Consider the following 13,323-nt stretch of genomic DNA (forward strand, 5'->3'; position numbering starts at 1 on the left):
CGAGTTATGCCGCTGTCACTACCGGCAACCATGATTGGTGAAATACGGGGACAATCATCACAGTCTCGTAGCGGAGAGTGGTATACGGCCGGGGATGTCCCGCATAGTGATACGGCCCCCCGCACGGCGCACGTCTCGGCTATTCTGCTGGACATCATGCGTTACGGGCTGCTTCTCCTTAGCTGCCGCGGCGAGGGCCTGTAGTCCAGGTCGACTCCCTCCCCGCGGAGCTTCGCGTTGCGCGTCGGCCGTCCTTCAGGACACCACGAGGAGCCCCCGCATCATGGCAACCAGCCGCGCCAATCGCCAGCAGCCCAGTTCCATGCCGATCCACAAGTACGGCCAGTACGAGCAGGTCGACATCCCCGACCGCACCTGGCCCGACCAGCGGATCACCGTCGCCCCGCGCTGGCTCTCCACCGACCTGCGTGACGGCAACCAGGCCCTGATCGACCCCATGTCTCCCGTGCGCAAGCGCGCGATGTTCGACCTGCTGGTCAAGATGGGCTACAAGGAGATCGAGGTCGGCTTCCCGGCCTCCGGCCAGACCGACTTCGACTTCGTGCGCTCGATCATCGAGGAAGAGGGCGCGATCCCGGACGACGTCACGATCTCCGTACTGACCCAGGCCCGCGAGGACCTGATCGAGCGGACCGTGGAGTCCCTGAAGGGCGCCAAGCGCGCCACCCTGCACCTGTACAACGCGACCGCGCCCGTCTTCCGTCGCGTGGTCTTCCGCGGCTCCAAGGACGACATCAAGCAGATCGCCGTGGACGGCACCCGCCTGGTGATGAAGTACGCCGACGTACTGCTGGGCCCCGAGACCGAGTTCGGCTACCAGTACAGCCCCGAGATCTTCACGGACACCGAGCTGGACTTCGCGCTGGAGGTCTGCGAGGCGGTCATGGACGTCTGGCAGCCCGGCCCGGGCCGCGAGATCATCCTCAACCTGCCCGCCACCGTTGAGCGTTCGACCCCGTCCACGCACGCGGACCGCTTCGAGTGGATGGGCCGCCACCTGTCCCGCCGAGAGCACGTCGTCCTCTCCATCCACCCGCACAACGACCGCGGTACGGCCGTCGCCGCCGCCGAGCTGGCGCTGATGGCCGGCGCCGACCGCGTCGAGGGCTGCCTGTTCGGCCAGGGCGAGCGCACCGGCAACGTCGACCTGGTCACCCTGGGCATGAACCTGTTCTCCCAGGGCGTCGACCCGCAGATCGACTTCTCCGACATCGACGAGATCCGTCGTACGTGGGAGTACTGCAACCAGATGGAGGTCCACCCGCGCCACCCGTACGTGGGCGACCTGGTCTACACGTCCTTCTCCGGCTCCCACCAGGACGCCATCAAGAAGGGCTTCGACGCCATGGAGGCCGACGCCAAAGCCAAGGGCGTCACGGTCGACGACATCGAGTGGGCGGTCCCGTACCTGCCGATCGACCCGAAGGACGTCGGCCGCTCCTACGAGGCCGTCATCCGGGTCAACTCGCAGTCCGGCAAGGGCGGAATCGCGTACGTCCTGAAGAACGACCACAAGCTGGACCTGCCGCGCCGGATGCAGATCGAGTTCTCCAAGCTGATCCAGGCCAAGACGGACGCCGAGGGCGGCGAGGTCACCCCCAAGCAGATCTGGGCGACCTTCGAGGACGAGTACCTGCCGAACCCGGACAACCCCTGGGGCCGTATCCAGGTCAAGACCGGCCAGTCGACCACCGACACCGACGGCGTGGACACGCTCAAGGTGGAGGCGAGCGTCGACGGCGTCGACACCGTCCTGACCGGCTCCGGCAACGGCCCGATCTCCGCCTTCTTCGACGCCCTGCAGTCCGTCGGCATCGACGTACGGCTCCTGGACTACCAGGAGCACACGATGAGCGAGGGCGCCTCCGCGCAGGCCGCCTCGTACATCGAATGCGCGATCGACGACAAGGTTCTGTGGGGAATCGGGATCGACGCGAATACGACACGTGCCTCACTGAAGGCGGTCGTCTCGGCCGTCAACCGCGCCACCCGCTGAACCATCCTGACCGGCGGTTTACCAGTCGCTCAAGGGCCCCGCACGCCGCTCTCCGGCGGGCGGGGCCCCGTCGTTTCCCGGCCAATCGATGTGCAGGTCACAGGCAGGTCTCGTCCTGGGTACTGACTCCAGCTCAACAATGTGGCTAACATCACGCCAGCGCGGCGATGTTGCCGCGGCGTTACGGAGGTGCGACGTGCTGCCAGAACGGGGACGGAACGGCCGAGTTGTCCATGAGGGCCGTGCAGCGCGCGTGCTGGGCATCCGTACCGCGTGGACCAGCGTCGGAGACGGCGAGTTCTTCTGCCCCGGCTGCGGGGGCGACCGCAACTACCAGCGGCTCACCGGACGCCGCCGCTTCACCCTCCTCGGCATGCCGGTCCTGCCGCGCGGCGACACCGGGCCGGTCGTCGAGTGCGCAGCCTGCGCCAAGCACTACGGCACCGACGTCCTCGACCACCCCACCACGAGCCGCTTCTCCGCGATGCTCCGCGACGCCGTCCACACGGTCGCCCTCGCGGTCCTCGCGGCGGGCGGCACCTGCGCCCGTACGTCCCTGGAGGCCGCCGCGGGCACCGTCCGCGCCGCCGGCTTCCAGGACTGCACCGAGGACCAGCTCGCCGCCCTCGTCGAGGCCCTGGCCGCCGACACCGGCCGCGTCTTCGGCGAACCCAGCGGCGCGGGCCTCGCCATAGAGCTCCACGAGGCCCTCGACCCGCTCGCCCCGCACCTCGCCCCGGCAGGCCGCGAATCGATCCTGCTCCAGGGGGCCCGCATCGCGCTGGCCGATGGCCCCTACACCCCGGCGGAACGCGACGCCCTCGCGACGGTGGGGGCGGCCCTCACCATCTGCTCGGACGACGTGACGCGGCTGTTGGCGGCGGCGCGGACGCCGTCGTAGCCCCGACCCGCCCGCTACTCCCCAGGGAGTAAGACGGCCGCCCCGGCCACCCCCGGCAGTACGCCCGAACTCGCCCTCCCGCGCGACGACTCAACCCTCCCGCTCCGGAAGTCTGGACATCGCAACCAGACATCCGCGCCGCGCCGGGAGGGGACCCGTTCCATGGGGGCCGAACAGAGGAACAGCACAAGGCGACGAGCCATCCCCTGGGTGGTGCTCGCGCTCTGGATCGGAGTCCTCGCGCTGGCCTCGCCGTTCGCGTCGAAGCTCGGCGAGGTGCAGCACGACCGGGTGACCGACTATCTGCCCGCGAGCGCCGACTCCACCCAAGTGGCAAAGATCCAGGAGCAGTTGCCCGGCGGCCAGACCACCGAACTGGTCCTCGTCTACCACCGGGACAGCGGACTCACCGCCGCCGACAGGACCACGGCGGCCCAACAGCTGGCGCGGATCGGCAGGTTGCACCCGCTCGCCGCGCCCCCGCACGGCGTCCCGTCCGCCGACGGCGCGACCCTCATGTACCCGGTCACCAGCAACTGGCCCGGCACCGACGAGAGGAAGCGCACCGCCCTCGTCGACGACATCCGCCAAGTCGCCCAGGACAAGGGCGGGTTGACGGTCGAAGTCGGCGGCCCCGGCGCGCTGGCCGCCGACGCGGGCAAGGTCTTCGACTCACTCGGCGGACCCCTCCTCTACACGACCGTCGCGGTCGTCGCCGTCCTGCTGGTCCTGATCTACCGCAGCCCGGTCCTGTGGCTGGTCCCGCTGGTGGTCGCCGGAGTCGGCGACTTCCTGTCCACGGGGATCGCCTACGGCCTCAACCAGGCCTTCGGGACGACCATTTCGGGCCAGAGCACCGGCATCATGACGATCCTCGCCTTCGGCGCCGGCACCGACTACGCCCTGCTCCTCGTCTCCCGCTACCGCGAGGAACTACGACGCGTCGAGCGCCCCTACGACGCGATGCGCGCCGCCCTGCGCGGCTGCGGGCCCGCCGTGCTCGCCTCCTCCGGCACGGTCGCCGCCGGACTGCTGTGCCTGCTCGCCGCCGACCTCAACTCCAGCCGCGGAATGGGCCCGTTGGGGACCGTGGGGGTGCTGTCCGCACTCGTCGCGATGCTCACCCTGCTGCCCGCGCTCCTCGTCCTCCTCGGCCGCCGCGTGTTCTGGCCGCTCGTCCCCGCCTACGGCTCCGTGCCCAAGGCCCGCCGCTCGCTGTTCACCGCGATGGGCAGCTCCGCCGGACGCCGGCCCCTCCTCGTCCTCACCGGCGGTGCCGTCCTCCTCGGCGCACTCGCCCTGGGCACCCTGAACCTCCCCGGCTCCCTCAAACAGGACGACACCTTCGTCGACCGCCCCGACTCCGTCACCGCGATGCGCACCCTCGCCGAGGCCTACCCCGAACGCTCCGCACAGCCCATCGACGTCGTCACCCCGGCCGCGCGCGCCGACGCGACCCTGGCCACGATCCGGGGCACTCAGGGTGTCGCGGGCGCCCAGCAGGGCCGTAGCGGACACGGCTGGACGGAGATATCCGTCACGGCCGTCGGCGCGCCCCAGTCGGCGGCCGAGACCCGCACCATCGAGGATCTGCGGCACACGCTCAAGGGCTCCTACGTCGGCGGGCCGAGCGCCCAGCAGATCGACCTGCGGGACACCAACGCGCGGGACCGGCTGGTCGTCGTGCCGATCGTCCTCGTGTCCGTGCTGCTGATCCTGATCGTCCTGCTGCGGTCGCTGGTCGCGCCGCTGATGCTGGTGGCCGCCGTGATCGCGGTGTGGGGCGCGGCGCTCGGCATCGGCGGGCTGGTGTTCGGGCCGCTGTTCGGATTCCAGGGGACCGATCCCGGGCTGGGACTGCTGTCCTTCGTGTTCCTGGTGGCTCTGGGCGTCGACTACGGCATCTTCCTCATGCACCGGATGCGCGAGGAGTCGATCGGGGGCGCCGAACCGGTCGCCGCCGCGCTGACCGCCCTGCGGACGACGGGCGGGGTCATCGCCTCGGCCGGGCTGGTCCTGGCCGCTACCTTCGCGGTGCTGACGAACATGGGGCTCGTACAACTCGTCGAGCTGGGGTTCGTGATCGCGGTGGGCGTGCTGCTGGACACCTTCCTCGTGCGGACCTACCTGGTGACCAGCGCGAGCGTGCTGCTGGGGCGCAAGGTGTGGTGGCCGGGGCGGCTGTCCCGGGCGCCCGAGGCCCTACGGCCCGAGCGGCAGCCGGAGCCGGTGTGAGGGCCGCACGACCGGCTGACGGAAGATGAACCCCGTGCGGGCCATCACGATGAGCGTCCGGCGGCAGGACGCGCTCCTCGCCGCCGGTCTCGCCGTGCTCGCGTCCGTCGTCGCCGTCACCTTCGGGAGCGGACGGCGGCCGGACGCGCTCGGCTGGACCCTGCTACTGGCCCTGCACGTCCCGCTGGCCTGGCGGCGCCGCGCCCCGCTGCCGGTGCTGGCCGTGATGATCCCGCTGATCGCGACCTTCCACGAGCACGACTACAACCACTCCGCGCCGACCGGCGCCTCCATGGTGCTGCTCTACACGGTGGCGGTCACCGGCAGCGTCCGGCGCACGGTGATCGTCGGCTGCTCGGTCATCGGACTGATGGTGGGACTCAAGGTCGGCGACGGAATGGCCGGGGTCGCCGAGAGCTTCCAGATCGCCGGCTGGGTCGTCTCCATGCTGGTCCTGGGCGGCTACCTCCGCGTACACCGTCAGCTGACGGAGGCGGCCCTCGAACGCGCCGAACGTGCCGAGCGCACCCGCGAGGAGGAGGCCCGCCGCCGCGTCGCCGAGGAACGTCTGCGCATCGCCCGCGACCTGCACGACCTGCTCGCGCACAGCATCACCCTCATCGGCGTACGGACCTCGGTGGCCGCGCACGTGCTCACCGAGGACCCGGACCGCCTCGACCGGGCCGCCGTCGCCAAGGCCCTCGACGACATCGCGGACACCTGCCGCAGCGCACGCGGGGAACTGCGTACGACGCTGGAGGTGCTGCGCGATCACGGCCCGCCCGACGAGCGCGGCCCGCTGCCCGGCCTCGACGGACTGCCCGATCTCGCGGCTACGGCCCGTGGTGCGGGCGCGAAGGTCGAACTGGCGGTGTCGGCCGACGCCGTCCCGGCCGCCGTCGGCGCCGCCGCCTACCGGATAGTCCAGGAAGCGCTCACCAACGCGGTACGGCACGGCGGGCGCGCCGACCTCAGCGTGCGGGTCGGTGTGCACGAGCGCGACGGCGCCCTGCACGTCGACGTCACCGACGACGGACTCGGCAGCGGCGCCGCCCCGCCCGGCTTCGGTCTGGTCGGCATGCGCGAACGCGTCCGCAGCGTCGGCGGCGCGCTGACCGCCGGGCCGCTGGACGGGGCGGGCTTCGCCGTGAACGCCGTACTGCCCCTGCGGGCACACAGCGAGGGAGCACTGTGACCGCCATCCGCGTACTCCTCGCCGACGACCAGACCCTCGTACGGGCCGCGTTCGCCATGCTCGTCGCATCGGCGCGGGACATGGAGGTCGTTGGACAGGCGGCCACCGGCCGCGAAGCCGTCGCACTGGCCCGCACGGCACGCGCCGACCTCGTCCTGATGGACATCCGCATGCCGGATCTGGACGGCATCGAGGCGACCCGCCTGATCGCGGCCGACGAGGACCTCGCCGGGGTCAAGGTCCTCGTCCTCACCACCTACGACACCGACGAGAACGTCGTGGAGGCGCTGCGAGCCGGCGCCTCCGGATTCCTGGTCAAGGACACCCGTCCGGCCGAACTCCTGGACGCGATCCGCACGGTGGCGGCCGGAGAGGCGCTTCTGTCGCCGGGTCCGACGGCCCGGCTCATCTCCCGCTTCCTGCGCAGCCCCACGGTGCCCGCCACCGGCGGCCCCGAATGCCTCTCCGCACGGGAACGCGGAGTGCTCGCCCTGGTCGCGCGCGGCCTCAACAACACCGAAGTGGCCGAAGCGTTGGGCCTGAGTCCGCTCACCGCGAAGACGCACGTCAGCCGCATCATGGGCAAGCTCGGGGCGCGGGACCGGGCCCAGCTGGTGATCGTGGCGTACGAGTCCGGGATGGTGACACCGGGGAAGCTGTGACGGACAGACAGGTCGGCGTCGTTCCGCGAGGGGCGACCTCCGTGAGGGAGCGCGATGACCATCCTGAGCCGCACGCTTCTCGTAGCCGCAGTACTGGCCGCCCCCATCACCTTCGCCGCCCACGCGTCCGCGCGGTCCGCCTGCACGTCCTCCGTCCCCTACGTCTCCGGAGACGGCGGCTACGACACCTACCGCATCCCCGCGACCGTCACCACCGACCGGGGGACGGTTCTGGCTTTTGCCGAGGGGCGCCACAACGACGCGGGCGACACCGGCAACATCGACGTCGTCCTACGGCGCTCCACGGACGGCGGCTGCACCTGGGGACCGCTGTCCGTGGTGGCGGCCGGAGACGGGGACACCCGAGGCAACCCGGCCCCCGTGGTCGATCCCCGTACCGGCGCGATCGTGCTGGTCACCTCCTACAACAGCGGGACCGTGACCGAGGGCCAGATCATGCGCGGCGAGGTCACGCCCGAACAGAGCCGCCGGGTGTTCGTGCAGCGGAGCTGGGACGACGGGCGGAGTTTCACGGCTCCTCGGGACATCACGGCGGAGGTGAAACTCCCGACCTGGCGCTGGTACGCGACGGGGCCAGGACACGCGGTCGCGCTGACGCGGGGGGTGCATGCGGGGCGGTTGGTGATCCCTGCCAATCACTCCGCCGCGCCGGGCTCCGGGTCGAGTGACACCGGGCAGGAGGCGAAGTACTACGGCGGTCATGATCTGTACAGCGACGACGGGGGCGAGACGTGGCGGCTGGGGTTCGTGGACTCCACATACACCGGAGTCAACAACGCGAACGAGTCCTCGGCGGCCGAACTCCCTGACGGCAGGCTGTACTTCAGCTCGCGGGACCAGGTCGGTACGAGTGCGGGGAATCGGCTCGACACGTACTCCAGTGACGGGGGCGAGACGCTTGACCGGCCGTACGCCGTGCAGCACACGTTGGACGACGTGCCGGTGGTGGAGGGGAGCGTGCTGCAACTCCCCGGCACGGGTGGGGCGTTGCTGTTCTCGGCGCCCTCGGTGCCCAACGTCCGCCAGGGGATGGCGATTTGGCGGAGCGGGGACGGTGGGGGGAGCTTCGTGAAGGCGGTCGTGCTGTCGGGGCAGCGGGCGGGGTATTCCGATCTGGTGCGGGTGGGGGCGGATGTGGTGGGGGTGTTGTACGAGACGGGGGTGACGGGGACGTACGACACGATCGAGTTCCGGCGGGTGGGGGTGGCTGAGCTGAGTGGTGGGTGACCGTCCCCGGGGACTCCGCCCCCAGACCCCGGCCTATGCCCGCCCACCACCCGTTTACTGTCTCTTAAACGGTGACCCTCAAAAGCATCCGAGTCGGGTGGGTGGGAAACGGGGGTCTGGGGGCGGAGCCCCCAGGCGGTCACAGCAACCCCGCCGCCGCCAGGAACTTCCCGACCTGTCCCACCTCGTCCGCCGACAACGCAACCTGCGGTTCCGCAGTCGCCGCGCACTCGATCACGCCCCGCAGCTGCAGTGCCGCCTTGAACGCCCCGAGGGCCGACGAGCTGCCGCCCATCCGCGCCGGGTCGCCGACACCCACCAGCCCGAACAGCCCGCACAGCCGCTCCTGTTCGGCCCGCGCACGCGACCAGTCCCCGGCCCGGCACAGGGCGTCCAACCTGACGTACCCGTGCGGATCGACGTTGGCGAGACCGGGCACCGCCCCGTCCGCGCCCAGCGCCAGCGCGGAGTCGACGAAGAGCTCGGAACCGGTCAGCACGCTGAACCCCGTGATGTCGGGATGGGCACGCGCGCCGGTCACGACGGCACGGAACCCGCCGAGGTCACCGCTGGAGTCCTTGAGCCCGGCCAGAACGCCCTCCGCTGCGAGTTCGAGGACGAGATCAGAGGGCAGCTTGGTGTGCACCGAGGCCGGAAGGTCGTAGGCCACCACCGGAACCGGTGACGCGGCGGCGATCAGACGGTAGTGGCGGGCGATCTCCGCCGGGTGGGTGCGCGTGTAGAACGGCGCGGTCACCACCACCGCGTCCGCGCCGGCGTCCGTCACCGCGGCCACATGGTCCAGCACGCGAGGCGTCGTCATGTCGATCGCCCCTGCCAGCACCGGGAGTTGGCCGCCCACATGGGCCACGACCGCCTCGACGACGTACCTGCGCTGCCGGTCCGTCAGATACGCCGCCTCCGAGGTCGAGCCGAGCAGGAACAGCCCGTGCACCCCGGCACCGACCAGATGGTCGACGAGCCTGAGCAGTGAACGGACGTCCACCTCGCGGTCCGGTGTCAGGGGCGTGCAGACGGGCGGTACGACACCGGTGAGCGGGGCGGGGAAGGTCATGAAGGCTCCATGGGGCGGCTTTGGCGAACGAGGTCGCGGGTGGTCAGGTCCTCCTCCACAGGATGGTGGCAGCGGTAGCGATGTCCCGGTGTCGACGCGGGCGAAAAGTCCGGCATGACGGATGCGCACACCTCGTCGGACTTCCAGCAGCGGGTACGGAACGGGCACCCGCTCGGCGGACGCGTCGCCGACGGCACCGGACCGATCAGCGGGATCGGGTCGATGGGGTGCAGCAGGCCCGGCGTCGCCGAGAACAGGGCCCGGGTGTACGGGTGCCTCGCCCGGTCGGTGACCTGGTCGGCCGGGGTCTCCTCGACGATCCGGCCCAGGTACATGGTGATCACGCGGTCGCTCATCCGCCGTACCGTCTGGATGTCGTGGGACACGAACACCAGGGCCAGACCCAGCCGTTCCTTCAGGTCCAGCAACAGGTTGAGGATCTGGGCGCGGACCGAGACGTCCAGCGCGCTCGTCGGCTCGTCCGCGACCACCAGGTCGGGGTCGAGCGCCAACGCCCGTGCGATCGCCACCCGTTGGCGTTGGCCGCCCGAGAGCTGGCCGGGGAGGCCGTCTGCCAGCGCGCGCGGAAGGCCGACCAGGGACATCAACTCCCGTACCCGTTCCTCCCGTTCGGCCTTCGTCCCCCGGCCGTGCACATCCAGTGGGTCCCGCAGTATCTGGCGGATCGTCAGACGGCGGTTCAGCGCGGTCGACGGGTCCTGGAAGATCATGCCGATGCCCGTGCCCACGGCGGCCCTGCGTTCGCCGTCCGGCATCGACCACAGGTCGCGGCCCCGGAACGACACCGTGCCGGACGTCGGCCGCTGTACGCCCACCAACACCTTCGCCAGCGTCGACTTGCCGCAGCCGGACTCGCCGACCACGCCGACCGTCTCGCCGGGCGCGATGGTGAGATCGGCGCCGGTCAGGGCGTAGACCCGGTCGCGGCTGAACAGGCCCCCGCTGCGCGCCTTGTGGACGACATGGGCGTCGGACAGATCCACGAGTGCACTCATGACACCGCCTCGCTCTCCGTCGTCACCAGGTCGATCGCCGGGTGGTGGCAGGCCGCCGTGTGCGTGCGCGGGCCGACCAGGTCCGGTGCGGTCGTACGGCAGATGTCGCTCGCCAGCGGGCAGCGGTCGGCGAAGCGGCAGCCGGCCGGGAAGTCGGCGGGGGAGGGGACGACCCCCTTGATCTGGGTCATCCGCTCGGCCGCCGACTCCAACGACAGCACGCTGCCGAGCAGACCGCGCGTGTAGTGGTGGGCCGGTGACTCCACCAGGTCGGCGGTCACGCCCGTCTCCACGATCTGTCCGCCGTACATCACCACCACCCGGTCGGTGACGTCGGCGATGAGTGCCAGGTCGTGCGAGACGAGGACGAGCGCGAAGCCCAACTCCTCGCGCAGGCGCAGCAGTAGCTCTATGACCTGTGCCTGCACGGTGACGTCGAGGGCGGTGGTCGGTTCGTCGGCGACGATCAGCTTGGGGTCGCGGGACAACGCCATGGCGATCAGGACGCGTTGGCGCTGGCCGCCGGAGAGTTCGTGCGGGTAGCTGCGCAGGGTTCGGTCCGGGTCGAGGCCGACCATCGTCAGCAACTCGCCTGCGCCGCGGTGTCCTCCGCGCCTTATTACTTGCTTGAGTTGGGCGCGGATCGTCATCGCCGGATTCAGCGACGACAGCGCGTCCTGGTACACCATCGCCATCTCGTGGCCCAGTAGTTTGCGGCGGACCCGCATCGGTTCGCCCACCAACTGCCGCTGGTTGAAACGGACATGGCCGCGCACCCGCGCGCCCTTCGGTTCCAGGCCCATCACCGCGAGCGCCGTCAGCGACTTGCCGCAGCCCGACTCGCCCACCAGGCCCAGGACTTCGCCCGCCCGCACCTCGAAGCTGATGCCGTCGACGATGTCCACGCCGTGATGGCGGCCCTCGAAGCCGATGGCCAAGTTCTCGACCGCCAGGACCGGTTGACCGTCGGGGTCGGGCAACGGCCGTGCGCGGGAGCGGAGTCGTAGCGCCGCCTCCGTCAGGCCGGGGAGAGGGAGGACCTCGCCGGTGCCGGGCTCCGGCGCGTCGAGCGGGTCCTCGTCGGGTCGTACGTCCACCTCGCGCGCGGCCGGGGCCGCCCAGGCGTCCGAGACTCCCTCCGACAGTATGTTCAGCGAGAGGACCGTGATCAGCATCAGCAGGCCGGGGAACACCGTCGCCCACCAACCCCCGGTCAGCACCATGTTCTTGCCGTCCGCGATGACGCTTCCCCAGGAAGGGTCCGGGGGGCGTACGCCCGCGCCGATGAACGACAGCGACGCCTCGAAGACGATCGCCTCGGCGACCTGCACGGTGCAGAACACCAGGATCGGGGCGGCACAGTTGACGGCCACGTGCCTGATCACGATGTGCGGGGTGCGGGCGCCGATCACCCGCTCGGCGGTCACATAGTCCTCGCCGTACTGGTCAAGTACGTTGGCCCGTACGACCCTTGCCACCGGCGGGGTGAACAGGAACGCGATCGCGCAGATCAGGACCGTGATTCCGCCGCCGAACACGGCGACGAGGACGGCCGCGAGCGCGATGCCCGGGAACGCCATCACCACGTCCAGACAGCGCATCAGCGTCTCGTCGACACCCTTGCGGGCGGTCGCCGCGACCGCGCCGATCAGCGCGCCGACCACGAGCGCCAGCGCGGTCGCCCCGAGCCCGATCGCGAGGGACCAACGGGCGCCGTACATAAGGCGGCTGAGGATGTCCCGGCCCAGGCTGTCCTGGCCCATCCAGTGGTCGGCGGAGGGGTGCCCGGTGCCGTCGACGGGGAGTTGCTGGTCGAGCGGATCGTCGGGTGCGAGGAGTGGGGCGAACAGTGCCACCAGCACCACGACCGCCAGGAAGCACACCGCGACCTTCGACGCCAACGGCAGTCGGCGCCGGCCACGCAGCCTGATGCCGGGCCGGGACAGGGTCTCGGCGAGGCCCTCGCGGGAGAACCGGGGGAACCGGGGGAGCTGAGTGAGCATCAGGAGGCATCCCTCAGGCGCGGGTTGACCAGCAGATAGAGGATGTCGATGACCAGGTTCACCACGACGAACCCGGTCGCCGTCGTGAGCACCACGCCCTGGACGACGGCCGGGTCGCCGTTCTGCACGGCGTCGATCATCAACTTGCCCATCCCGGGGAGGGAGAAGATGGTCTCGATGACGACCGCACCGCCGAGCAGGTATCCGACGCGCAGGCCCAGCACGGTGAGTGGGTTCATCAGCGCGTTGCGGAGCACGTTCCGGCCGACCACGACCCGCGGCGGCAGCCCGCTGCCGATCGCCGTCCGGACGTAGTCCTTGTCCAGCTCCTCGACCACCGACGTCCTTACGATGCGCGTGAGTTGGGCCGCCACCGGCAGCGACAGCGCGAGCGCCGGGAGCGCCATCGTCTTGAGCCAGCCGGTGAGGGAGTCCGCCGGGTTGATGTAGCCGCCGGTCGGGAACCAGCCCTGGTCCACGGCCAGGTACTGGATCATCAGCAGCGCCAGCCAGAAGCCGGGCGCCGCGACCCCGGTGAGCGACACGACCCGGATGATCTGGTCGGGCAGCCGGTCCCGGTAGATGGCCGCCGTCACCCCGCCGAGCAGCGACAGCACTATCGCGATCGCCAGCCCCAGGAAGGTGAGTTGGAGGGTGAGCGGCAGCGCGGTGCTGACCTGCTGGACGACCGGCGCCCGGGTCAGCGCGCTGGTGCCCAGGTCGCCGTGGAGGAGCGCGCCGACGAAATGGACGTAGCGGAGGGGGAGGGGATCCAGTAGGCCGTTCCGCTCGCGGAAGTCGTGCAGCTGCCGCGCGGTCGGGTTGGCGCCCTGGAAGAACGCGGACGCCGGGTCGACGTCCGAGAAGCGCATGACCACGAACACGAACAGCACGATGCCGAGCATCAGCGGCACGAGCAGGACGACACGGCGGGCCAGAATCCTGACGACGGTGACCATGGGCCAACTCCT

Annotated in this window: 10 protein-coding genes; 6 read left to right on the top strand and 4 right to left on the bottom strand. The window is 70.7% G+C overall.

From position 1 onward, the window contains the following. The first annotated feature begins 283 nt into the window (after positions 1–283). The 6 genes from leuA to ACIBJH_RS10735 all read left to right on the top strand — a co-directional run bounded on the left by leuA (position 284) and on the right by ACIBJH_RS10735 (position 8,258). Complete coding sequence (leuA, locus tag ACIBJH_RS10710; protein ID WP_399116491.1) at positions 284–2,017, top strand: 2-isopropylmalate synthase; 1,734 nt, start codon at positions 284–286, stop codon at positions 2,015–2,017. 196 nt (positions 2,018–2,213) lie between these two features. Beyond that, positions 2,214–2,918 (top strand): TerB family tellurite resistance protein, encoded by a 705-nt coding sequence (locus ACIBJH_RS10715; RefSeq protein ID WP_399116492.1) that lies wholly within the window; start codon positions 2,214–2,216, stop codon positions 2,916–2,918. Between the two features lie 162 nt (positions 2,919–3,080). Next, entirely contained in the window at positions 3,081–5,153 is a 2,073-nt protein-coding gene (locus tag ACIBJH_RS10720) for an MMPL family transporter (protein ID WP_399116493.1), read from the top strand. A gap of 49 nt (positions 5,154–5,202) precedes the next feature. Continuing rightward, on the top strand, positions 5,203–6,348 hold the full coding sequence (locus ACIBJH_RS10725) for a sensor histidine kinase (protein ID WP_399116920.1): 1,146 nt from the start codon (positions 5,203–5,205) through the stop codon (positions 6,346–6,348). Then, on the top strand, positions 6,345–7,010 hold the full coding sequence (locus ACIBJH_RS10730) for a response regulator (protein ID WP_399116494.1): 666 nt from the start codon (positions 6,345–6,347) through the stop codon (positions 7,008–7,010). The genes ACIBJH_RS10725 and ACIBJH_RS10730 overlap by 4 nt, the downstream gene beginning before the upstream one ends. A 54-nt stretch (positions 7,011–7,064) precedes the next feature. Further along, on the top strand, positions 7,065–8,258 hold the full coding sequence (locus ACIBJH_RS10735; RefSeq protein ID WP_399116495.1) for an exo-alpha-sialidase: 1,194 nt from the start codon (positions 7,065–7,067) through the stop codon (positions 8,256–8,258). A 139-nt stretch (positions 8,259–8,397) separates the two neighbouring features. Here the strand turns inward: ACIBJH_RS10735 and ACIBJH_RS10740 are convergent, their stop codons facing one another. From ACIBJH_RS10740 to ACIBJH_RS10755, 4 genes are read right to left on the bottom strand one after another with little or no spacing between them, the layout of a single operon-like run. Beyond that, the gene (locus ACIBJH_RS10740) at positions 8,398–9,333 is read right to left on the bottom strand and encodes a dihydrodipicolinate synthase family protein (RefSeq protein WP_399116496.1); all 936 of its coding nucleotides are present in this window, start codon (positions 9,331–9,333) and stop codon (positions 8,398–8,400) included. Then, the gene (locus tag ACIBJH_RS10745; protein WP_399116497.1) at positions 9,330–10,349 is read right to left on the bottom strand and encodes an oligopeptide/dipeptide ABC transporter ATP-binding protein; all 1,020 of its coding nucleotides are present in this window, start codon (positions 10,347–10,349) and stop codon (positions 9,330–9,332) included. Before ACIBJH_RS10745 ends, ACIBJH_RS10740 begins: the two co-directional genes overlap by 4 nt. Further along, on the bottom strand, positions 10,346–12,352 hold the full coding sequence (locus tag ACIBJH_RS10750) for a dipeptide/oligopeptide/nickel ABC transporter permease/ATP-binding protein (RefSeq protein WP_399116498.1): 2,007 nt from the start codon (positions 12,350–12,352) through the stop codon (positions 10,346–10,348). Before ACIBJH_RS10750 ends, ACIBJH_RS10745 begins: the two co-directional genes overlap by 4 nt. After that, a complete protein-coding gene (locus ACIBJH_RS10755) occupies positions 12,352–13,311 on the bottom strand; it encodes an ABC transporter permease (RefSeq protein WP_399116499.1) in 960 nt (319 codons plus the stop codon). Before ACIBJH_RS10755 ends, ACIBJH_RS10750 begins: the two co-directional genes overlap by 1 nt. Positions 13,312–13,323: the final 12 nt, after the last annotated feature.

The organism is Streptomyces sp. NPDC050548, from assembly GCF_044457385.1.
Classification (GTDB): Bacteria; Actinomycetota; Actinomycetes; order Streptomycetales; family Streptomycetaceae; genus Streptomyces.